The sequence below is a fragment of the Bradyrhizobium sp. 27S5 genome (genome assembly GCF_037217225.1).
Taxonomy (GTDB): domain Bacteria; phylum Pseudomonadota; class Alphaproteobacteria; order Rhizobiales; family Xanthobacteraceae; genus Bradyrhizobium; species Bradyrhizobium septentrionale.
Genome location: NZ_CP147714.1, coordinates 2,413,965 through 2,436,691, shown reverse-complemented (window position 1 = coordinate 2,436,691; position 22,727 = coordinate 2,413,965). Strand labels below are relative to the sequence as shown.

The window sequence follows — 22,727 nt, the reverse complement described above, 5'->3', positions numbered from 1 at the left end:
GTCAAAACAAAAGCCAATCCCTCATTCCAGCCGGGAAGACAAGAAGTGGCACTCAAGAACGTCATCGGAATCGATCACGCCGTGGTCATGGTCAAGGACCTCGACAAGGCCGCCGAGAATTACAAGCGGCTCGGCTTCACCGTGTCGCCGCGCGGCACCCACAGCGCGCATATGGGATCGGGAAATTACACCATCATGTTCGATCCCGATTACATGGAATTGCTCGGCGTGCTGACGCCGACAGAACACAATGCTCCGGCGCGCGCCTTCCTCGAGAAGCGCGGCGAAGGCATCGAACGCATCGCATTCACCGCGGTGGATTCCGCCGCCGGTGCCGAGGAGATTCGCGCCCGCGGCTACACGCCGATCGGGCCGACCGATTTCGAACGCCCGGTGACGCTGCCGAACGGCACCGTCTCCGCGGCGAAATTCCGCACCTTCCAGTGGCCGACCGCGGAAGCGCCGGGCGGCGTCCGCATCTTTGCCTGCCAGCACAAGACGCGCGAGACGGTTTGGATTCCCGAATTGATGACGCACGCCAATGGGGCAAAACGCCTCAAGCAGGTGCTGATCGTCTCGCCCGATCCCGCGACCGATGCCGCGCATCTCTCCAAGATGATCGATATCGCAGTCAGGCACGATGCCGACGGCGCTGTTGCGGTGCCGTCCGGCGGCGACCGCGCTGACTTCGTGTTCCTGACCAGGGATCAGCTCGGCAAGCGCTATCCCGGCGTATCGCTGGATGGGCTGTCTGAGCGCGGCGGCGCCGGCCTCGTGATCGCGGCCGACCTGGCGGCGACCGAGAAAGCACTGGCCGCAACCGGCGTGAAGAGCGGCAGCAGCATCACCGTGCCGCCGGCTGCCGGCAACGGCACCCTGCTCGCCTTCGTCAAGGCATAGCTGCCATACCATGCGCGGCGCAGCGTTATGCAGCGGCGCCGCGCATGTGGGGGCTAGGCACAGCAAGTCGAGACGCTAGTATCCCTCCCAAACAAGAACCGTCCTGGGAGAGAAACATGTCGCATCACCTGATCTCGCGCCGGCAGATGCTGGCCGGCACCGCCGCCGCCGGCGCGGTTGGATTGACCGGATTTCCAGCCCGCGCCGAGGTCAACTGGAAGAAATATTCCGGCACCACGCTCGAGGTGATCCTCGCCAAGGGGCCGCGCGGCGACAATCTGCAGAAGTACATCAAGGAATTCACCGAGCTTTCCGGCATCAAGGTCGAGTCGGAGCAGATTCCCGAGCAGCAGCAGCGCCAGAAATGCGTGATCGAGCTGTCCTCGGGCAAGCCGAGCTTCGATGTCGTTCACCTGAGCTATCACGTGCAGAAGCGGCAATTCGAAAAGGGCGGCTGGCTCGCCGATATGAGCGGCTATCTCAAGGACCCGAGCCTCACGCCGCCTGACCTCATCGAAAGCGATTTCTCGGCGGCCGGCCTGCAATATGCGCGCAACGACAAGGGCCAGATGTTCTCGCTGCCGTGGTCGGTCGACTATTTCATCCTCTACTACAACAAGGAGTTGTTCCAGAAGAAGGGCGTCGAGGTCCCGAAGACACTGGAGGAGATGGCGGTCGCCGCCGAAAAGCTGACCGATCCGAAGGAAGGCATCTATGGCTTCGTCGGCCGCGGCCTGCGCAACGCCAACATGGCGATGTGGACTAACTTCTATCTGAACTTTGGCGGCGAATTCCTCGATGCCAAGGGCAACATTTTGACCGATGGCCCCGAGGCGATCGAGGCGACAAAGCTCTATCAGCGGCTGCTGACGAAATCCGCGCCGCCCGGCGTCGCCGGCTTCAACTGGATGGAGTCGATGGCCTCGTTCACACAAGGCCGCTCGGCGATGTGGATCGACGCGGACGGCTGGGCGCCGCCGCTGGAAGACCCCGCCGCCTCGCGCGTCGTCGGCAAGGTCGGCTACACACTGGTGCCCGCCGGACCCAAGGGCAAGTTCTCCTCGACCTATGGCGACGGCATCGGCATCGCTGCCGCAAGCAAGAACAAGGAAGCCGCCTATCTGCTCTGCCAATGGGTGGTCTCGCGGGGACAAGGCGCCCGCCTGCTGCAAGCCGGCGGCGGCGTGCCGTTCCGCAACTCGATCGTCGACGATACCGAGGTCGCCAAGGGCGTGAAGACCAAGGAATGGCTGCAATCGGTGATCGACTCCGCCAAGATCTCCAAGCTCGGCCTGCCCGTCGTCATCCCGGTTGCTGAATTCCGCGACATCGTCGGTGCGGCGCTGACCGCGACGCTGTCGGGCGCCGATCCCGCCACCGAGCTGAAAAAGGCGCACGAGCAATTCCGCCCGATCCTGGAGCGTAGCGAAAAAGCGTGAGCGTGGTGACACAGGCTGAGTCGGCGGCGGAGGCCAAAGCGTTTTCAAGCGAAGTGGGTACCGGTTCGCGTGAAGAAAACGCGTCAAAGCAAGACTCCAGAGCCGGAGGCTCTGGAGATGCCGCGCCGGCGCGTGAATGGCGTCCGCCGTCCTACTGGCCGTTCGTGATTCCGGCGCTCGTCGTGGTGCTGGCGGTGATCATCTTCCCGTGGGTGTTCACGATCTGGATGAGCATGCAGGAGTGGAAGGTCGGCTCGCCCACCACCTTCGTTGGGCTGGCCAATTACCTGCGGCTGCCGACCGATCCGCGCTTCGTCGAGGCGGTCGGGCACACGCTGTCCTACACCGCGCTGTCGGTGCTGCTGCCGCTGGTGTTCGGCACGCTGGCGGCCGTGGTGTTTCACCAGAAATTCGCCGCGCGCGGCTTCTGGCGCGGCATCTTCATCATGCCGATGATGGCGACACCGGTGGCGATCGCGCTGGTCTGGACCATGATGTTCCACCCGCAGCTCGGCGTGCTGAACTATCTGCTCTCGCTGGTCGGCCTGCCGCCGCAGCTCTGGGTGTTCAACCCGGCGACCGTGATCCCGTCGCTGGTGCTGGTCGAGACCTGGCAATGGACGCCGCTGGTGATGCTGATCGTGCTCGGCGGCCTCGCCGCGATCCCGACCGAACCTTATGAAAGCGCGCAGATCGACGGCGCCAATTTCTGGCAGGTGTTCCGCTTCATCACGCTGCCTTTGATCATGCCGTTCCTGTTCATCGCCGGCATGATCCGCATGATCGACGCGGTGAAAAGCTTCGACATCATCTTCGCGATCACCCAGGGCGGGCCGGGCTCGGCGTCGGAAACCATCAACGTCTATCTCTACAGCGTCGCCTTCGTCTATTACGACCTCGGCTACGGCTCGGCGATCGCGGTGGTGTTCTTCCTGCTGATCGTCGCGCTGGCGGCGCTGCTGCTCTATTTGCGCAAGCGCATGCTGTGGACATCAGAGCTCGGAGACGGCGCATGAACCCGCGTCAGATAGCCTTGCGTCAGATTCTGGGCCGGATCGGGCTGTGGCTGTCGGTGTTCGTCATCGTCTCGCCGGCGATCCTGTTCTTCCTCTGGATGGCCTCGCTGTCGCTGAAATTCGAGATCGACAACGCCTCCTATCCGCCGGTGTTCATCCCGGAGCATTTCGCCTGGAAGAACTACGCCGACGTGTTCGCCTCCAACCGCTTCCTGACCTATTTCACCAACAGCCTTGTTGTCACCGGCTGCGCCACGGGCCTTGCGATGCTGGTCGGCGTGCCCGCCGGCTACGGCATTGCGCGGATGGCCGCACATAAGTCGGCGATCGTGATCCTGATCGCGCGCATCACGCCGGGCCTGTCCTACCTGATCCCGCTGTTCCTGCTGTTCCAGTGGCTCGGCCTGCTCGGCACGCTGGTGCCGCAGATCATCATCCATCTCGTGGTCACGGTGCCGATCGTGATCTGGATCATGATCGGCTATTTCGAGACCACGCCGCTGGAGCTGGAGGAAGCCGCGCTGATCGACGGCGCCACGCGCTGGCAGGTGTTCCGCCATGTCGCGCTGCCGATCGCCAGGCCCGGGCTCGCGGTCGCCTTCATCCTCGCTGTGATCTTTTCCTGGAACAATTTTGTGTTCGGCATCGTGCTGGCCGGGCGCGAGACCCGCACGCTGCCGGTCGCGGTCTACAACATGATCTCGTTCGACCAGCTGAGCTGGGGCCCGCTCGCCGCCGCCGCGCTGATCGTGACCGCGCCGGTGCTGCTGCTCACCGTGCTGGCGCAACGGCAGATCGTCGCCGGGCTCACCGCGGGCGCGGTGAAAGGCGGCTAGAGCAATATGAGTTATGGGGCCGCCGCGGGGGGCGCTGGCAAAATATCGAAAACAACCCCATGCAAAGTAGCCGGCGGCGGCCAGCGTTCGACCAAGCAACTTGACAGGTCGGGCAACTCAGGGGCATTCTTCTAATATTCCGAAATTGCGCAAACGTCCCGTCGCCCCAAGGCTATCGCATATGGCATTTGGGGGCTTCTGCAACTGACGCTTCCACGCCGCAGGCGGGAGAGGGAACGCGCCTTATTCGCGGCCGCAGCCCAGGTCGTGTACTCATAAAATGGGAAGCCGAGAAAGGCGCAGTGTGATGTCCGCTCATCCTCCAACAGCTGCCCAAAGGCGCACATTGCGGAAGGTCCGAGCCGGGCCAAAACCCGAAGTGGCCATTGCGAGCTGGCTTTCGGACATCAACTTCTGAGCCGGATCGGGGCTCTTTCAGTTCGTAGCCGCTTCGAGATTATCTGACGACTCGACACCAGTTGCGCCCAGGGCGTATGAGCGAGCCTACGCGGCTCAACAATGGCATTCGGAGTATTTCCGATCGTGGGCACCAACGGTTTGATGTCGGTCGATCTAGGGTTACGGGGCGCCGTCGTCGCACTGTGTCTGCTGATCGCAGCCCTGGCGCTGCGCGATCGCCGTGACAGCACTGCCGCACTGCTGGGAGCCGCGCTCGCGATCGGCGCCGCGGCTTCGATGATCTGCTCGACGCCGACATTCCCGCGGCCGTTTGCGTGGTGGGGCCTATTGCTACTGGCGTTGTCCAGCGCGAACTGTGTTGTGTTCTGGCTATGGGCGCGTGCTGCCTTCGACGATGATTTCGTCCCGCGGTTCTGGCATGGCGTCTTGTGGGCAGCCGTCGTCGTCGCGCAATGGCTGGACGCCAGCGGCATCACACGATCGGCCGCGCTCGAGCTTGCGATCGAACGCACGCTGTCGTTCACCTCTCTCGGCCTAACGTTGTTGGCGGTAGCGCAGGCGCTTGTCACCTGGCCGGCGGACCTGATGCAGGGCCGGCGTGGGCTCCGGCTGGTCGTATTGATAGGGGCGTCGGCCCAAATCGTTCTCAACTCTTACTTGAGCTTCTTGCAGCAGCCCTCGAATCCCACTTTTTCCATGACTAGCGTCGCCAACGTTCTCGCTCTGTTCGTGTTGGTCGGCTTGAGCGCGTGGAATCTGCTAGAAGCGGGGACGCGAGGAGGTTCGATCCTGCTGCCCGCGACAAATGTCCGCTTCGGCGCGCTAGCCAAGGCGTCTGACGATCAGAGCAAGCCTGCCACGATTGAACCGGCTCTCTTGCGCCGGTTGGAACAGCTGATGACCGTCGAGCGTATCTACCGGCGTGAGCGATTGACGATTGGATTGCTATCCGCCGAGTTGGGCGTGCCGGACTACCGGTTGCGGCAGCTCATCAATGAGGGCCTCGGCTACCGCAATTTCAATGCGTTTCTCAATCATTACCGGATCGGGGAAGCCAAGGCAGCGCTGGTCGACCCCGAACAAGTAGAAGTCCCGGTGCTGACAATTGCCATGGACACAGGTTTCCAGTCGATCGGGCCGTTCAACCGCGCCTTCAAGGCCGCGACAAATTTAACCCCAACTGAATTTCGCCGCCTCGCCATGGCGGGAAATGCGGCCCCGGTAAACGATCGATTGAAGATCGGCCAGTCGAGTTGAGGAATCGGCCAGCCGGTTTGCGGGATTCGGCGAGAAGGAATCGAAAACATTCGACAGACTGATGGCGATCCTTCCTCGCAGTAGTTGCGCCAACGGGGCTCCCCATGCGAAATCAGCGGTTTGTCGTTCTATTGGCCGTGCTGGCGGCGCTTACACTCTGTCCGGCAGGGGCGGCGCTTGCCGACGATTTGCAGACTGTCGGCGACCCGGGCGCGCTCGGCTTTTCGGCGCGGCGATTGGCGCGCATGACCTCCTGGTTCGAAGCGCAGAGCGAAAAAGGCGATCCTTCCGGTTTTGTCGTGGGGATCGCTCGGGGCGGCAAGCTCGCCTATTTGCAAGCCACCGGCTTCGAGGACCACGACAAGAAAATGCCGATGCGGCCGGATTCGATCTTTCGCATCGGATCGATGTCCAAGCAAATCACCAGCGTCGCCACCATGATACTGGTCGATGAAGGCAAGCTCGACCTTGATGCTCCCGTGGCCCAGTATCTGCCGGAGCTCAGGGATATGCAGGTCGTCAAAAAGGATCCGGTCACCGGGGATCCGATCCTCTCGGATGTTGCGCGGAATATTTTTGAACCGGCGAAGCGTGCGATGACGATCCGGGACCTGCTGCGCAATACGTCCGGCCTCGTTTATGCTTCGCCGGACTACGCCGATCCCGGATTTGAGAATGCCGCGATTCACGTACTGTACGGCGCCAGGGCGCCGTTCCGGCGCGACAAGCCTATCGCGGACTTCGTCGCGAGCCTCGGCGCCCTGCCGCTTCTGCACCAGCCGGGCGAAGTCTGGGAATATGCCATCGGCTACGACGTGCTCGGCCGCGTCATTGAAGTCGTGTCGGGACAGCCCTTCGATCAGTTTCTGCAAAGCCGCCTCTTCGCGCCGCTGCATATGGTCGATAGCGGCTTCTCGGTACCGCAGGACAAGCTTGCCCGTCTCGTCGCCGTGCCGGGGCCGCAGCCCCAACCCCCTTTCGCGAATAGCGACGTCGGCAAGCCGCAGACGTTCTTCTCGGGCGGCGGAGGCATCGTCTCCACGGTTCCTGATTTTCTGCGCTTCTGCCAGATGCTGCTCAACGGCGGCGAGCTTGACGGCGTGCGTATCTTGAAGCCCGAAACGGTCAGGCTGATGACGACGAATTCGCTGCCACCCAAAATGTACATTGCGGGGCATGAAGTCGGTCCGGCCTTCGGTACGGGCTGGGGGCTCGGTTTCGCAGTCCGCACCAGCCCCGATTTCAGCTACATTCCGGGCGCAGTCGGAAGCTTCAACTGGCAGGGAAGCTGGGGCACGTTCTTCTCGATCGATCCGGCACAGAAGCTGATCCTGATCATGATGATGCAGCGGAGCGAGCACAGTGAGAACGGCTTCTATTTCGACGCCATCCGTCGCCTACCCTATGCGGCGCTGAATGTGCCTGAAGCGCCGGCGCCGGTTGCCTCCGGGCAAGGAAATGCCGGCGCGCTCGCCGAATATGTCGGACGTTACGTTTTCGGCGGGTCTGCAAGTTCGCTGGACAGGCAGACCTCGGTCGCCGACGGCAATGGTTGGACCGGTCTTGAGTCCGTTATCGCGGGCACCGATGGCCTCAGGGTGATCAAATTGGCCGACACCGGCCCTGCCGCGAAAGCAGGCGTCATGGCGGGAGATCTCATCACAGCGATCGACAACAAGTCGATCAAGGGCCTGACCTTGGAGGCGGCCTTTCGTCGGATTTCAGGTCCGGTCAACGCCGCTATCAAGCTCAAGATCATCCGCGCAACGCAGAGCGATCCGCTCGTCGTCGCCTTTGCTCGGGAGGCGGTTCCTGCGCACAGTGTCACGCTTCAAGTCCGTGTCGCGGACGGCAAGCCTGTCGTTGAAGCCACGGGCGGTTGGTCGATCCTTGATTTCGACAAGGGCAAGCCGATGCCCGTGTCGTTCCTTTCGAAGGATGAATTCTATGTCGAGAGCGGCGATCATACGCGGATCGCCTTCGTCAGAGACGCCGTCGGCAAGGTCAACGGCGCGGTTCTCAATCCGGGACCATGGGAGCAACGCGGCGTACTCGCACAATAAGGCACACTGACAGCTGATGAAATTGGCGGGAGCTTGCGTTGCTCGAACATCAGGTGTCCGGCGGCCCGAGATGGTGGCGGTCCCGACTTCCGCCCAGGGTCAAAAGCCGCCGATAGCGACCGAACCTAGGGACTTCCGGTTCTCTTCGGAGAGCCGACGTTCTCAGGGGTCATCCAGACCGTCATCTATGGGGCCATGAGCGTACATCTTGGCCAAGGTCATTCGGCAACTTCTGCTTCCTGAACGTCCCCTTGCCTTCCTCCGCCGTCAGATCGTCGAGCCGCTCGGTACCGGCCAGGCGATAGGCCGTGATGCCGGTGGAACAGCTTCGAAAACGCCGCCGCTGTCTCATAACCGACCCGGCTCGCAATTCGTGCGATCGGCTCGTCGCTGGTTTCGAGCAGGAACGCCGCTTCTGCCATCCGGCGTTCGATGACATAACGATGCATGGACTGGCCGACGAGCCTGGTGAAACGGGCCGAAAATGCCGAACGGCCGAGCCCCACGCGGTGGCCGAGGTCGCTCAGGGCCCAGGGCCGCTCCGGGTTTTCGTGGATCAGCTTGAGTGCGGGCCCGATGTGCGGGTCCGATATCGCCCCGAGCCACCCGCCTTCACCGGGACCGAGAGACTTGATCCAGTTTCGCAATACCTCGACAAAGAGCACTTCCGTCAGTCGTGAGAGCGCGACGCGTTGGCCGGGACGCTCGAGCGCGGACTCGCTGACCATGCGACGCAGGATCGCTTCAAGCCACTCACCGTCCGCCGTTGGCTTCAGCAGGAGCACGGGCGGAAGTAGCTCCAGCACGCTACCGAACAGCGGCCGCGAGACGGTGAAATTGCCGCAGATCATGGTCGAGAGCGGCTTTGCACGACTGCCGTGACGAACGACGCCAAGACGCGGCGACGATCGATCGATATCAATAATCTGCAAAGGCCTGGCCCGGCGATCCGAATAGAACACATGGGGCTCGCCGCGCGTGATGACGACAAAATCGCCCTCCGTCATCTGGATTTCTTGTCCCTGTCCGAGCGCAAGCGTCGCCGAGCCCCGGCTGAGATAGTGAAACAGGGCGTAGGGGCGCGCCGGCAACTCCAGCTTCCAGGGATGGCCGAGCTCGAAGTGAAAGAGCAGCGTCCCGCCGAGACGAACGCGATCGAGCACTTGGGCGAGTATATCCATGCCGCCGAGATTAGACTGGCGGACGATCGGACACAACATACGGACGATTGATCCCTATCGTCCGAAAGGCCGGCGGAATAGGTCACGTCGCGGCGGGCCGACGTCACGTGCGGCAACCATTTCGCCAACGGCAGATGGAAAAACCGCGACCTTGCTGGAAACGCCTGTCCATTCCCCCGGACTGTGTTCGTCCGACATGCCAACAGGAACAATCAATGCGAAATATCTTCCTCTCAGCCGCCACCGTACTCCTGGCCGGAACGACATTGGTCGGCTCCGTTCACTCCGCCGAACTGCCCAAGGGAGCAGCCCACAACATCGTGCTCGTGCACGGCGCTTTCGTGGACCAGACGAGCTGGCAGCCCGTTGCCGATATTCTCACGAAGAAAGGCTACAACGTCACGCTCGTCGAAAATCCGCTCACCTCCCTTGCCGCCGACGTCGATGCCACCAAACAGGCGCTTGCGAAGCAGAACGGCAGGACCATCCTCGTCGGCCATTCCTGGGGTGGCGTGGTCATCACGCAAGCCGGTAACGATCCCAAGGTTTCGGCGCTGGTCTATGTTTCCGCCTTCGCGCCGGAGGTAGGCGAATCCCTGGCGTCGCTGGCAAAGGCCGGCCCGCCCACCGAAGGCGGCAACGCGATTCATCCCGACGCGAAGGGCAATTTGTACATCGACACCAAGGTGTTTCCGTCAGCCGTCGCGGCTGACCTTCCTCCGGAAATCGCTGAGCACCTCGCCAACTCGCAGCTTCCGCTGAATCACGTTGCGTTTGAAGCTCCAGTCACCGTTGCGGCCTGGCATGACAAGCCGACGTTCTATGTCATCAGCACAAAGGACAAAGTCCTCGCGCCCGAGGCCCAGAAGTCATTTGCAGCCCGGATCAAGGCTCAAACGACGGAAGTCGCCGGCAGCCATGCGTCGCTCGTGGTCCATGCGAAGCAAGTCGCTGAGGTCATCGAAAAGGCAACACTCGCGAAGTGACGGTACCGCTCCCGGCGCTTTCGCGCCGGGAGCGCCCACGCTCGCTCAGAGAATGCAGAACGCATCGGAACCGCGATGGCGCAAACCAGCCAAAGCCGCGGAACGTTGCCCGAAATCTCGATGCGGAAATCACAGCCTTGCTACGCGAATGTGCAAGCTAAAACGTCCTGATGAAGTCTTCCGCCGATGGAAGTCGTAACTCATACCAATCGCGGAACGCAACGGGCGTTGTCATGACGCGAGCCAGACGTTCGAAGGGAAATTCCTGCATGTACGAGACACTTCTTGTCACTCTCGCTGCCTCGGCTCTTGCCACCGGGGCTGTCGCGTCTACTCCCGCCGTCAGGAAAGAGCCGCTGGATGCTGCTACCCTCAGCGCGATAAAATCGAAGTTCGGCAGGCTGATGGAATTGGCCAACAACCACGATTTCAAGGCTCTGCATGGGATGTTCTGGCAATCGCCCTCGACCCTGTTGGTGGCCAAGAGCGCGATCCAGTCCGAGGGGAACTGGGCCGGTTTTTGGGGTAACGAGGCGGTTGATCAAAAGCTGCATGATATCGGTAGCTCCGGTCCGGTCGTGCTCGAGCCAGATTATTCGAAGCTCAAGGTTGTCGGCCTGACGCGCGACGTCGCCGAGTCCTACGTGCCGATGAACATCACGGTCTCTTATGCAGGGCAGGATGGAACAGCCAGGCCGTTTCTAATGATCATCAATTGGCTTCGCGTCGGGAAGGACTGGAAGGTCGCTTCCGAAATCATTCTGCCGGTGCCGCCCGTACCCGCCGCGAAGGGCTAGGTACGAGGCCTCAACTGTTCGGCACGACGCGTCGCATTCTTCCGCACTGAACGCAACGACCGCGCGGCGTGACGGCCAACTACCTCGCCTTCATCCAGCTTGCATCGATCTGGCTATGGCAGCGCGTTAATGAGTCCGCGTCCCAATCTCATTTTGCTCTAGGCAGCGAGCGCCTTCAACACGGCGGCAGAATCGGCGACCCAGCCGAAAATGCCGCCCTGGGCCTTGATCATCTTCAGGCCCATCTCGTGGAATTCCGGGAAGTACGACGCGCAGCCGTCGGAGATCACGACGCAGCGGTAGCCGCGATCGTTGGCCTCGCGCACCGTGGTGTTGACGCAGACTTCGGTGGTGACGCCGCACACCAGCAAATTCTCGACGCCGTATTTCTGCAGGATGTCGCCGAATTCGGTGGCATAGAACGCGCCCTTGCCGGGCTTGTCGATCACGATCTCGCTGTCGAGCGGATAGAGCTCCGGGATGATGTCGTGCCCCGCCTCGCCGCGGACCAGGATTCTCCCCATTGGTCCGGGATCGCCGATCCGGAGCGACGGCGCGCCGCGCTCGAGCTTCGCGGGCGGCGCGTCCGAGAGATCGGGCAGATGTCCCTCGCGGGTATGGACCACGAGCAAGCCGGCATTGCGCACCGCCGCGAGGACGGCGGCGATCGGCTTCACCGCGCGGGCAAGCTGGCTGACGTCATTGCCGAGCGTCTCGCCGAAGCCGCCGGGCTCCATGAAGTCGCGCTGCATGTCGATGATGACGAGCGCGGTCTTGCTCCAGTCGAGCTTGATCGGCTCCGGCTCCGCCGCGATTGTCCCGCTTGAATCCGCCATGACGCATGCCTCGAATGCGAAAAGACCCGCGCCTGATTAAGCAAACCGCATGCCATTGCGCAATGACGCCGCGCTCACCTTGTTGATTTGCGCATCGTTCAACCTTGCTGGCATGATCGTTGCTAGCTGGTTCGTTGCCAGGCGGGAGCCCGACCGGACGACGACGATCGTTCGCGAAATGACAGCGCGTTTCAAATAAGCGGCAAAATGAGCGGGAGGACAGGCATGAATGGACTTGGCGGTCTCAACAAATCACCCAACGGCGTGGTGATCGGACTGGTGCAGCTGCAACTGCCCGTGGTGGCGACCAAGGCCGATCTGGCGCGGCAGACCGAACGCATCGTCTGGATGGTCGGCAAGGCGCGGCGCAATCTCGGCACCATGGACCTTGTGGTGTTCCCCGAATACTCGCTGCACGGCCTGTCGATGGATACCAATCCGGAGATCATGTGCCGGCTCGACGGGCCTGAAGTCGCGGCCTTCAAGCAGGCCTGCATCGACAACAAGATCTGGGGCTGCTTCTCCATCATGGAGTTCAACCCGCACGGCAATCCCTACAATTCAGGGCTGATCATCGACGATCACGGCGAGATCAAGCTCTATTATCGCAAATTGCATCCCTGGATTCCGGTCGAGCCGTGGGAGCCGGGCGATATCGGCATTCCCGTGATCGACGGACCGAAAGGCGCCAGGATCGCGCTGATCATCTGTCACGACGGCATGTTCCCGGAAATGGCACGCGAATGCGCCTACAAGGGCGCGGAGATCATGATCCGCACCGCGGGCTACACGGCCCCAATCCGCGACAGCTGGCGCTTCACCAACCAGGCCAACGCGTTCCAGAACCTGATGGTGACGGCCAATGTCTGCATGTGCGGCTCGGATGGATCGTTCGATTCGATGGGCGAAGGCATGATCGTCAATTTCGACGGCAGCATCATCGCGCACGGGACCACGGGACGCGCCGACGAGATCATCACCGCCGAGGTGCGGCCCGATCTCGTGCGCGAGGCGCGGATCAACTGGGGTGTCGAGAACAACATCTATCAGCTCTGGCACCGCGGCTATGTCGCGGTGAAGGGCGGCGCGATGGATTGCCCGTACACATTCATGCAGGACATGGTGTCCGGCCGCTTCCGCCTGCCCTGGGAAGATCAGGTCAAGGTCACAGACGGCACATCCTGCGGCTTTGCTGCGCCGACGCGGATGTTCGGCCAGACCGCGAAGGCTGCCGAGTAGTTGGCCGGGTGGTGGCTACTTGAAGAAGTGCACGAGGCCGATGCTGAGGCCCAGCAGTAGCAGCAGCGACAGCGTGACCGCCGCGGTCACCCGCCCGCCGACGGTCGAGAGCACGCGCACATCGACGCCGAGCCCGAGCGCGGCCATCGAGACGACGGTGAGGATCACCGCCGTCTTGGTGACCGGTGCAATCGCGATATCAGGCACGAGCTGGAACGAGCGCAGCGCGGCCAGCACCAGGAAGCCGATGATGAACCAGGGCACCAGCTTGAACGGGCTGATCGACGCCGTCTTTGTGTTGCCGGCCTTGGCGGTACCGGTCTTGGCGGTATCGGCCTTGCGCCGCCGCGCCACGAACAGCGAGAGGCCGACCACGATCGGGCCCAGCATCAACACCCGCACCAGCTTCACCAGCGTGCCGATCTGGGTCGAGACGATGCCGGCCGGCACGGTCGCCGCCAGTACCTGCGGCACGGCATAGACCGTGAGCCCGGCGAGGATGCCGTATTGCGTCGCGGTCAGCTTCAACAGCGGGATCAGCAGCGGCAGGCCAAGCACCATCAGCACGCCGAGAATGGCGGTGAACGAGATCGACGAGGCGATGTCGTCGCCATCGGCCCCGATCACGGGCGCCACCGCCGCGATGGCGGAGTTGCCGCAGATCGAATTGCCGCAGGCGATCAGGATCGCAAGCTTGGTCTTGAGCCCAAGCAGGCGGCTGAGGCCATAGCTCACCGCCAGCATGATCACGACGGTGACAGCGATGGCGCCGATCAGGACATAGCCCGACGCCATGATCGCAGCGAAGCTGATCGACGCGCCGAGCAGCATCACCGCGACCTCGAGCAACTGCTTGGCGCTGAAGGCAATGCCCGAGCGCCAACGCTCCGAGGGCTCCCAGGCGGTGCGCACCGCCATGCCGAGCAGGATCGCGACCACCAGGGCCTCGATATAGGGATGGTCGAAAACGCGCTCCTCGACGGCCTGGACGCCGAGCGAGATGACCGTGACCACCCCGCAGAGCAGAATGCCCGGAACGAGCCGGAAAATGCGCTTCAGCGCCCCCTGCTTCTGCCCCTGGTCTCGTTCTTGTTCCGGCACGGAATCCTCTTTTCGGAGAAGATTTTATGCGCCAGAGCCCGCCACTTGGCTAATATATTTTCGGACTGCCCCGATAGAGAGAAGTTATGTCCCTCAACCTGCACCTGCTCCGCCTGTTCGCGGCCGTGGCGAAAACGGGGAGTTTCTCCCGCGCCGCCGAGCTCCTGCACATCAGCCAGCCGGCGATCTCCAAGGGCGTGCGGGATTTCGAGCTGCAGGTCGGCTGCCGCCTGCTCGACCGCACGCCGAAGGGCGTGCGGCCGACCCGGGAGGGCGCGGCGCTGGCGCGGCATGCCGAGACGCTGTTCGCGGCCGAGCGCGCCGCCGAGGACGAGTTGCAGGCGCTGCGCAACCTCGACAGCGGCTCGTTGCGCATCGGCGCCAGCACGACGATCGCGACCTACATGATCCCGGAATATCTCGGCGTCTTTCACCGCGCCTTTCCCGGCATCGACCTGCATGTCGTGAGCGCCAACACCTCCGATATCGCCGCGCTGATGCTGGGGCATGAGATCGAAATCGCCCTGGTCGAGGGGCCGGTCGAGGACGAAAACCTGACCAGCGCAGCCTGGCGCACCGACGTGATGGCGCTGATCGCGGCTCCCGATCACCGCTTCGCAGCGGTTCAAGCACCGATCGACATCCGCTCGCTGAACGATGAGATCCTGATCGTGCGCGAGCCGGGCTCGGGCACCCGCGAGGTGGTCGCGCAGGCGCTCGCCGCCCACCGCGTCGAGCCGCAGCGTACGCTCGAGATCGGCAGCACCGAGGCGATCAAGCAGGCGGTGGCATCAGGTGTCGGCGTCGCCATCGTGTCTGTTGCGACGATCGACGATCAGGTCAGGCTCGGGAAATTGCGGGTGATCCCGATCAAGGGCGTCCACATCGAGCGCACGCTCTGGCAATTGAAATCGCCCGGCCGGCTCGACGTGCCGGCGGCGGTCGCGTTCGAGGGGATCATTCGGGAGACGCAAGCGGCCAAGACGGCGCCGCGGATGCCGGCGACTAAGGCGCGATGAGACCAGGGTGCGTACTCATAACTAATCTGGGACACCCGCTTTCGGGGGCGAAGCGGACACGCGATCCGACCCAAGCTATATGGTCTTGTGACCCATACCGGTCATGATCAGCGGGTCTCGAAATTGTTGCTCGCCCCCAAATTAGACATCAGTCGCTTTTTGTACTGGTTGACCTTGCTCTCAAACTCGTCGATCGACAGCGCATGGGCACATTCACGGTCAAGCTCTCGCGCTAAGGTCACCTCGGACATGATTTCGTTGCACTGCTTCAGTGTAGCCCCGTCATGGCCCCATAATATACCGGCTGGCCACTCATGGCTGGCATAATCAAAATAATCCAGCAGACTTTTCAGCAATGCTTCACACACCTCGCTTGAGTTGCGCTCTATCGCATATGCGTCTTTGAGCAGATCAATCTTGTTTTTGAACTTGATCTGCTCATGCAGTCCGCGCGCTGTGTACAAATTCTCGCAGGTTCCAGCCAACCAGTAGAGACTCCAAGCATCGTTTCGTTTGTTTCCGGCCAACAGAACCGGGAATATGAGTTCGGCGTAGATTTCATGCCGAACTCTCGCCCCATAGGTATGGGTCTCCAAGAACGTGTGGGTCCAGTCCTCTCGCTCCTCGGAAGAATTGAACGATCGGAGAAATGCGACGAGAATCAACCCCGCGTCCTTCCGTCGTCCCTCGGACAGCCGCGCCAAATAATCCTCGTACAGGGCTGAGTTCATCGAGTATCCGCAAATGTCCCATAAAAGAACTATGCCATTGTATCTCATACTGAACTGACGTCTGCAATTGGCCCTTAGCCGAGGTGACCAAGCGCCGCTTTTTGTCGGCTTCCGTTGGCAATGCGGACGTGCGTCCGGCGGACAGATTTATGGATACACGCCGTAGATTGAGCTGCAGCGGCGTCGAAAGTTCACCTCTCCCTTGGGAGAGGTCGATTTGCGCAGCAAATCGGATGAGGGGTTACGGTCTATCGGGAGAGCAAGAGCCCTCACCCGAGAGGTGAATCGAGACCAAGACTCATCCCGCCTCAGAGCGCGGCAAACAGACCCTGCGCCCAGGCAACGGCACGCTCGAAGCTGAACACGCCGGGCTCGAAATACACCGCGCGGGCCAGCACGATACCGGCCACCAGCACCCAGAACACGCTGGTGCCTGCGGTCTTCAGCCATTTCGACACGCCCTCGCTCGCGATCGAAGGATCGACCGCGGGGACCGGCTCGCCGAAGGGATCGAATGCGGATTGGCTCATGTCGTGACCATTGGAATGTCAGGAGAATGTCGCGACGACGGGGGCAGAAGCAAGGGTCGTGGAATGCCTTTTGCGGCGGTTACTTGGAAGGACCTTTTCCGGTCCGGAGGCCGGGGAGCATTTCCTTCTCGACGCCCCCTTTGGGCGTCAACTGTCGGTCCCGCGCTGCGGCGCCACGCGTGGCAGCGTGATCCGTACGCTCGTCCCCCTGCCCGGAGCACTGTCGAGATGGAGCTCTCCGCCCAGCCGGTTGGTGACGATGTTGTGGACGATGTGGAGGCCGAGCCCGATACGGCCGATGTCGCGGCGCGTGGTGAAGAATGGATCGAAGGCCTGCCGCAGCACGCCGCAGTCCATCCCGCAGCCATCGTCGGCGAACAGGATTTCCACCTGGTCCGCGCCCGACGCACGTAGCCGGATCGCAATGGTGCCGCCCTTGCCGTCCGGAAAGGCGTGCGCGACCGAATTGACGAACAGATTGGTCAGCACCTGGCCGTAAGGGCCGGGATAGCTGTTCATCGCAAGACCGGGCGGGCAATCGACCTCGAGCGCCAGATTGTTCTTCGGCAATGCCGGACGAAGATTGGAAAGCACCTGCTCGGTCGCCTTGCCGAGATCGAACCGGCTGCGGTCGAAATAGCTTCGATCGACCGCCACCTGCTTGAATGATTGCACCAGATCGGCGGCGCGCTTGAGATTGCCGACCAGCAGCGACGACGCGCTTTCGACAACCTCGATGAAATCGCTCAGGCTGGAGCGCTTCAGCTTGCCGCGCGCAGCCTCGGCGGCGAAGTCGGCGCATTTCTGCTCAAGGACCGAGGCGACGGTAAGGCTGGTGCCGACCGGGCTGTTGATCTCGTGCGCGACGCCCGCCACCAGCCGTCCCAGCGCCGCAAGCTTTTCCGCCTCGATCAGCGACGCCTGGGTCTCCTGCAGATGGTGCAAGGCCTTCTCGGCCGCGTCACGGGCGGCACGGATCTCGCGCTCACTGCGCTTGCGGTCGGTGATCTCCTCGGCCGCGACATTGACGCCGACGATGCTGCCGTTCGGTTCGCGCTGCGGGTGCCAATGCGTAATCCAGCATCGCTCGTCATTGTGGCCCGGACGCTGACCGTAAACCTCCACGCCGGTCACGGGTTCTCCGGTCTCCATGATCGATCGGACGATACCCTCGACTGCCGTGGCCAGCGCGGGCACGCAATCGTGCACCGTACGTCCGAGATGACCTTCGACCGAGATACCGCAGATCTCGGTGAGGCGCTGGTTGATCTGAAGGTAACGGCAATCGGGAGAGAGGTAGGCAAGACCGATCGGCGCAGTGTCATAGATCAGCTGCAGCGCCGGTTGTTTTGGGAACTGAACGTCCTGGACGACGGACGACCTCATGTCCTTTCCCCCGTTGACGCAAGTCTAGCGCTTCACGGGCGCTCCGCAAATAGGCTCAACCAGGCCGGGAGCGGCGGTCAGACCTGTCCAAATTCGGCACGGGCCGGACGATGGCGGAATCAAGGCGGAAGTACCGCGCATTCTGATACGGCACCGATAGCGCAGGTCCCAAACATGGGACCGCCAAGCGCGCCAGCTTCAGCTGTTCGCCGCGTCGCGCGGCCGGAAATTCTCGATGAAGCGCAGCAGCACCCGCGCGCCGGTGTCGGCATCGACGAGTTCGACGTGCTCGGCTGGATTGTGGCTGATGCCGCCGCGGCAGCGCACGAAGATCATGCCGACATCGGCGACATCGACCATCGCCATGCCGTCATGCCCTGCCCCGCTCGGCAGCTCGAACACGGCATGGCCCTCGGCCGCGACGGCCTCGGCGATCTGGGTTTTCAGCCACGGCGCGCAGGGCACGCTGCGATTCTCGTGGGTGACGTCGATCTGCAATGCGAGCTCGCGGCGCCTTGCGATCGCCTCGATCTGCCGCACGATGTCGGCAACGGCGCGCTTGCGGTGCATGTCGCTCTGCGAGCGGATATCCATCGTGAAGGACACCTTGCCTGATATCACGTTGGTGGCGCCGGGCATCGCGTTGATGTAGCCGACGGTGCCGACCAAGCCGGCTTCGTCGCTCCGGCAAAACGCCTCGATCGCAACAATGCATTCGGCGGCGCCCGCCAGCGCATCGCGCCGCAGCGGCATCGGCACGGTGCCGGCATGGCCGGCGACGCCGGTGAGATTGGCGGCGAGCCGGGTCGCGCCTGATATCGCGGTGACGACGCCGACCGGCAGCGCCTTCTCCTCCAGCACGGGGCCCTGTTCGATGTGCAGTTCGACATAGCCGAGCAGTTCGCGGCGGGCGCGCGCCGCCTTGCCGATGTGATCGGGATCGAGCCCAAAGGCGATCAGCGCGTCGCGCATCGACGTTCCCGCCCGATCGCGCGTGTCGAGCACGCTCTCGTCGAACGTGCCGGCCACCGCGCGGCTGCCGAGCAAGGTCGACGCGAAGCGCACGCCCTCCTCGTCGGCAAAACCCACGATCTCGATCGCGAACGGCAGCCGCTTGCCGCGCCGGTTCAGATCGGCGACGCAGGCGATCGCGGTGATGACGCCGAGCGGGCCGTCCCATCGGCCGGCGTCGCGCACGGTGTCATAATGCGAGCCGAGCATCAGGGCCGGCAGGTGCGGCCGTTCGCCCTCGTAGCGGCCGCAGACATTGCCGATGGCGTCGAGATGCGCGCTCATGCCGGCCTGACGCATCCAGGACAGGATGAGATCGGCCGCCTTGCGGTGTTCGTCGGTGAGGAAGACGCGCGCCAGATGCTCGGGGGTCTCGGAGATCGCGGCGAGCCGGTCGATCCGCGCCACGATCTCGTCGCCAAGGAAGGACGGTCTCGAGGACGGTTTCTTCTCGCTCATACTGTTTCCCATCAGTCCAACCCGGCACCGCAGCCGCTTCACTCGTAGCAGGCCCGGTCCGATTCACCAGCCGGCAAATCGGGCGCCGTGCGCCGATCCCGAGCGAGAGCGCAGCGGCCGCCCGGCGGTTAGCGACTGCTTAACGGCATTGCATACAACGGCGGGTGATCGCTCATAAAATAGGCAGATCGGCCCTGGTCGACTTCCGACGCCTCCCAAGCTGGTCGCCATTTCTTTTCATATTCAATCGCTTACCGAATCATGATTGCCAAACATGCTCTGGCACGAAGCTTGCGACACTCCGTCTGAGCGCGGCCGTCATGGCGGCTGCGACAAGGACAGGCGGGCCGGACCCGCCGGAGGGAGCACGCGATGGATTTTGGCAGGATTTCAAGACGGAATTTATTGCAGGGAAGCGCCGCGGTGGCGCTCGGCAGCACGCTCGGCATTCGCGGCGCGGCGGCAGCGGAAACCACGATCGGCTTCATCTATGTCGGGTCGCGTGACGACTACGGCTACAACCAGGCCCACGCCCAGGGCGCGGCGGCGGTGAAGAAGCTGCCCGGCATCAAGGTGGTCGAGGAAGAGAAGGTGCCGGAAACCGATGCGGTCGAGAAGACCATCGAGTCCATGATCAACCTCGACGGCGCGACGCTGCTATTTCCGACCTCGTTCGGCTACTACAACCCGCACGTTCTCAAGATGGCGGCCAAGTTTCCAAAGCTGCGTTTCGAGCATTGCGGCGGCCTGTGGTCCGACAAGGACCCGAAAAGCGCCGGCAGCTATTTCGGCTACATCGACGAAGCCCAATACATCTCCGGCATCGTCGCCGGCTACTCGACCAAGAGCGGCAAGCTCGGCTTTGTCGCGGCCAAGCCGATCCCGCAGGTGCTGCGCAACATCAACGCATTCACGCTCGGCGCCCGGCTCGCCAACCCGAAGGCAACCACGCAGGTGATCTTCACCGGCGACTGGTCGATGCCGGTCAAGGAAGCCGAGGCGACCAACAGCCTGATCGACCAGGGCGTCGACGTGCTGACCTGTCATGTCGACGGACCGAAGACGATGGTCGAAAACGCCGCGCGCCGCGGCGCTTTTGTGTGCGGCTATCACGTCAACCAGTCGCCGCTGGCGCCGAAGGCCTATCTGACCGGCGCCGAATGGAATTGGGAGGCGCTCTATCCGAAATTCGTCAAGATGATCACGTCAGGCGAAGCGATCCCGAACTTCTATCGCGGCGGCCTGAAGGAAGAGATCGTCAAGGTTTCGCCCTATGGCGAGATGGTTTCGGCGGAAGCGCGCAAGCACGCCGACGACGTCAAGGCCAAGTTCATGGCCGGCGAGTTCACCATCTTCAAGGGCCCGATCGCCGACAACAAGGGCAAGACCGTGATCGCCGGTGGCACCGACCGCGGCCAGCAGGACCCTGAACTCGAGAAGATGGATTATCTGGTCGAGGGCGTGATCGGAGCCACCGCGTGACGACCGAGGCGGCGGAATCGGTGGAGGCGGCCGGCGGCGTTGCTCCGGCCGCCGATCCCGGATTCCTCCAGCGCTACGGCGCGAGCATCGAGTACATCCTGATCCCGGGCGCGGCGCTGGTCGGCGCGCTCGCGGTGTTCGGCGGCTTTGTCGCACTCTACGGCAAGAACCCGCTCGATCTCTATTTCTACATGTATTACGGCGCGTTCGGCACCTGGTTCTCGTGGCAGAACACGCTGACCCGCGCCGCACCGCTGATCCTGACCGCGCTGTGCACTGCGTTGCCGGCGCAGCTCGGCATGGTGATCATCGGCGGCGAAGGCGCGCTGCTGATCGGCGCGCTGTCGGCGACCGCGGCCGCCCTGGCCGTGCAAGGCGCGGCGCCGATCGTGGTGCAGATCGCGATGGTGATCGCGGGCATGATCGGCGGCGGCCTCTGGATCACGCTGTCAGGCGGCCTGCGGCAATATCGCGGGGTCAACGAGACGATCTCGAGCCTGCTGCTGGTCTATATCGCGCTCGCTGTCCTGAACCATCTGGTCGAGGGACCGATGCGCGATCCGGCGAGCCTCAACAAACCCTCGACGCGCGAGATCGGCGCCGCCAACATGATCGGCAGCATTCCCGGCACCGACGTGCATTGGGGCCTGGTGTTCGGGCTGATCGCCGCCGTCGCCGCCTACGTCCTGATCTATCACACCACCTTCGGCTTCGCCGCGCGCGTCGCCGGCGGCAACATCCGCGCCGCCAAGATCGTGGGGCTTTCCGTCGGCAAGCTGATCCTGACCGTCTGCTTCCTTGCCGGCAGCTGCGCCGGGCTTGCCGGCATGATCGAGGTCGCCGCCGTGCAGGGCCGCACCAATGCCAATCTCGCCGCGGGCTACGGCTTCACCGGCATTCTCGTCGCGTTCCTGGCGCGGCAGAATCCGCTCGCGATCATTCCGGTGGCGATCCTGCTCGGCGGCATCTCGGCCTCCGGCGGCCTGCTGCAGCGGCGGCTCGGCCTGCCCGACGCCTCGGTGCTGGTGCTGCAGGGCATCATCTTCGTGTTCGTGCTGGCAAGCGACGCGCTCTACGGTCGCATCGGCTTCCTGAAGGGAAAATCCTGACATGGCGGATGCATCGATCGGGCTCTGGACCGTTCCGCTCGCCGTGTTCGGCGGCGCCATCCGTGTCTCGACGCCTTTCCTGTTTGTCAGCCTCGGCGAATGCATCACCGAGCGAAGCGGCCGCATCAATCTCGGCCTCGAGGGCACGCTGGTGATGGGCGCGATGAGTGCCTATGGCATCTCCTATCTCTCCGGCTCGCCATGGCTTGGCGTGCTCGCCGCCGGGATCACCGGCGCGCTGTTCGGCGCGCTGCATGCCGGCATCTGCTCGCTGCCGCGGGTCAACGACATCGCGGTCGGCATCGCGCTGATGCTGCTCGGCACCGGGCTTGCCTTCTTCCTCGGCAAGCCGCTGATCGAGCCCACTGCCCCAAGATTGCCGGCGATCGATTTCGGCTGGTGGAGCGACGTGCCGCAAGTGCGCGCCGCGCTGCGCATCAACGTGCTGTTCCTGATCGGGGTTGCGATCGCGCCGCTGCTCTATTGGGCCTTCAGGACCACGCGCTGGGGCCTGTTGATCCGCACCGCCGGCGAAAGCGCGGACGCGGCACGCGCGATGGGCCATTCCGTGCTGCTGATCCGGCTGCGCGCCACCATGGTCGGCGGCTTCCTCGCCGGCATCGGCGGCTCGTTCCTGTCGCTGTTCTATCCCGGCAGCTGGAACGAAGGCCTCTCCTCGGGCCAGGGCATCACGGCAGTGGCGCTGGTGATCTTCGCGCGCTGGGATCCGATGCTCTGCCTGTGGGCCTCGCTCGCCTTCGGCGGCGCCGCCGCGCTCGGGCCCGCGCTGCAATCGGTCGGCATCACCTCCGGCTATCATTTGTTCAACGCCGCGCCCTACATCCTGACCCTTGCGATCATGATCATCACCTGCTCGCCGAAGCGCACGCTGACCGGCGCGCCCGCCGAATTGTCCATCACCCGATAGA

20 protein-coding genes are annotated in these 22,727 nt (G+C 63.2%); 13 read left to right on the top strand and 7 right to left on the bottom strand.

From position 1 onward, the window contains the following. Positions 1-45 precede the first annotated feature (45 nt). The 6 genes from WDM24_RS11490 (at position 46) to WDM24_RS11465 (ending at position 7,931) form a co-directional block, all read left to right on the top strand. Positions 46-900 carry a VOC family protein gene (locus WDM24_RS11490; protein WP_338831285.1) on the top strand — a complete coding sequence of 285 codons (855 nt, stop codon included), beginning with the start codon at positions 46-48 and terminating at the stop codon, positions 898-900. Positions 901-1,016: 116 nt separating this feature from the next. After that, positions 1,017-2,339: a sugar ABC transporter substrate-binding protein gene (locus WDM24_RS11485; RefSeq protein WP_338831283.1), complete on the top strand. Its 1,323-nt coding sequence runs from the start codon at positions 1,017-1,019 to the stop codon at positions 2,337-2,339. A 164-nt stretch (positions 2,340-2,503) separates the two neighbouring features. Then, positions 2,504-3,355, top strand: coding sequence for a carbohydrate ABC transporter permease (locus tag WDM24_RS11480; protein WP_246709544.1), 852 nt, complete (start codon positions 2,504-2,506; stop codon positions 3,353-3,355). Between the two features lie 11 nt (positions 3,356-3,366). Continuing rightward, positions 3,367-4,191 carry a carbohydrate ABC transporter permease gene (locus WDM24_RS11475; RefSeq protein ID WP_338832369.1) on the top strand — a complete coding sequence of 275 codons (825 nt, stop codon included), beginning with the start codon at positions 3,367-3,369 and terminating at the stop codon, positions 4,189-4,191. 543 nt (positions 4,192-4,734) lie between these two features. Beyond that, positions 4,735-5,868, top strand: a complete 1,134-nt coding sequence (locus WDM24_RS11470) for an AraC family transcriptional regulator (RefSeq protein WP_338831281.1) — start codon at positions 4,735-4,737, stop codon at positions 5,866-5,868. Between the two features lie 104 nt (positions 5,869-5,972). Further along, on the top strand, positions 5,973-7,931 hold the full coding sequence (locus tag WDM24_RS11465; protein WP_338831280.1) for a serine hydrolase: 1,959 nt from the start codon (positions 5,973-5,975) through the stop codon (positions 7,929-7,931). 218 nt (positions 7,932-8,149) lie between these two features. Here WDM24_RS11465 and WDM24_RS11460 read toward each other — a convergent pair whose 3' ends face one another. Then, positions 8,150-9,112 carry an AraC family transcriptional regulator gene (locus WDM24_RS11460; protein WP_166203202.1) on the bottom strand — a complete coding sequence of 321 codons (963 nt, stop codon included), beginning with the start codon at positions 9,110-9,112 and terminating at the stop codon, positions 8,150-8,152. Between the two features lie 215 nt (positions 9,113-9,327). On the opposite strand from WDM24_RS11460, the gene WDM24_RS11455 reads away from it, so the two are divergent. Together WDM24_RS11455 and WDM24_RS11450 are read left to right on the top strand one after the other, a co-directional pair. After that, positions 9,328-10,098 carry an alpha/beta hydrolase gene (locus tag WDM24_RS11455; protein ID WP_338831278.1) on the top strand — a complete coding sequence of 257 codons (771 nt, stop codon included), beginning with the start codon at positions 9,328-9,330 and terminating at the stop codon, positions 10,096-10,098. A gap of 269 nt (positions 10,099-10,367) precedes the next feature. Next, the gene (locus WDM24_RS11450; protein WP_338831276.1) at positions 10,368-10,895 is read left to right on the top strand and encodes a hypothetical protein; all 528 of its coding nucleotides are present in this window, start codon (positions 10,368-10,370) and stop codon (positions 10,893-10,895) included. A gap of 158 nt (positions 10,896-11,053) precedes the next feature. On the opposite strand, the gene WDM24_RS11445 is transcribed toward WDM24_RS11450, so the two are convergent. Continuing rightward, positions 11,054-11,731, bottom strand: a complete 678-nt coding sequence (locus WDM24_RS11445; protein WP_338831274.1) for an isochorismatase family cysteine hydrolase — start codon at positions 11,729-11,731, stop codon at positions 11,054-11,056. Between the two features lie 225 nt (positions 11,732-11,956). Here WDM24_RS11445 and WDM24_RS11440 point away from each other — a divergent pair, with 225 nt between their 5' ends. Next, positions 11,957-12,970, top strand: a complete 1,014-nt coding sequence (locus WDM24_RS11440) for a formamidase (protein ID WP_338831271.1) — start codon at positions 11,957-11,959, stop codon at positions 12,968-12,970. 15 nt (positions 12,971-12,985) lie between these two features. On the opposite strand, the gene WDM24_RS11435 is transcribed toward WDM24_RS11440, so the two are convergent. Next, positions 12,986-14,071, bottom strand: a complete 1,086-nt coding sequence (locus WDM24_RS11435; RefSeq protein ID WP_338831270.1) for a YeiH family protein — start codon at positions 14,069-14,071, stop codon at positions 12,986-12,988. An 86-nt stretch (positions 14,072-14,157) separates the two neighbouring features. Here WDM24_RS11435 and WDM24_RS11430 point away from each other — a divergent pair, with 86 nt between their 5' ends. After that, positions 14,158-15,090, top strand: coding sequence for a LysR family transcriptional regulator (locus WDM24_RS11430; RefSeq protein ID WP_338831269.1), 933 nt, complete (start codon positions 14,158-14,160; stop codon positions 15,088-15,090). A gap of 107 nt (positions 15,091-15,197) precedes the next feature. On the opposite strand, the gene WDM24_RS11425 is transcribed toward WDM24_RS11430, so the two are convergent. The 4 genes from WDM24_RS11425 to WDM24_RS11410 form a co-directional block, all read right to left on the bottom strand. Then, entirely contained in the window at positions 15,198-15,821 is a 624-nt protein-coding gene (locus WDM24_RS11425) for a hypothetical protein (RefSeq protein WP_338831268.1), read from the bottom strand. A 308-nt stretch (positions 15,822-16,129) separates the two neighbouring features. Then, a complete protein-coding gene (locus tag WDM24_RS11420) occupies positions 16,130-16,351 on the bottom strand; it encodes a hypothetical protein (RefSeq protein WP_029078260.1) in 222 nt (73 codons plus the stop codon). Between the two features lie 147 nt (positions 16,352-16,498). Continuing rightward, positions 16,499-17,737 (bottom strand): ATP-binding protein, encoded by a 1,239-nt coding sequence (locus WDM24_RS11415; RefSeq protein ID WP_338831267.1) that lies wholly within the window; start codon positions 17,735-17,737, stop codon positions 16,499-16,501. Between the two features lie 198 nt (positions 17,738-17,935). Continuing rightward, a complete protein-coding gene (locus WDM24_RS11410) occupies positions 17,936-19,207 on the bottom strand; it encodes an allantoate amidohydrolase (RefSeq protein WP_338831266.1) in 1,272 nt (423 codons plus the stop codon). Between the two features lie 372 nt (positions 19,208-19,579). On the opposite strand from WDM24_RS11410, the gene WDM24_RS11405 reads away from it, so the two are divergent. The 3 genes from WDM24_RS11405 to WDM24_RS11395 are packed head-to-tail and all read left to right on the top strand — an operon-like array spanning position 19,580 to position 22,726. Next, the gene (locus WDM24_RS11405) at positions 19,580-20,689 is read left to right on the top strand and encodes a BMP family ABC transporter substrate-binding protein (RefSeq protein WP_338831265.1); all 1,110 of its coding nucleotides are present in this window, start codon (positions 19,580-19,582) and stop codon (positions 20,687-20,689) included. Further along, positions 20,686-21,798: an ABC transporter permease gene (locus tag WDM24_RS11400; RefSeq protein ID WP_338831264.1), complete on the top strand. Its 1,113-nt coding sequence runs from the start codon at positions 20,686-20,688 to the stop codon at positions 21,796-21,798. The genes WDM24_RS11405 and WDM24_RS11400 overlap by 4 nt, the downstream gene beginning before the upstream one ends. A 1-nt stretch (position 21,799) precedes the next feature. After that, on the top strand, positions 21,800-22,726 hold the full coding sequence (locus WDM24_RS11395; protein WP_338831263.1) for an ABC transporter permease: 927 nt from the start codon (positions 21,800-21,802) through the stop codon (positions 22,724-22,726). Position 22,727 lies beyond the last annotated feature (1 nt).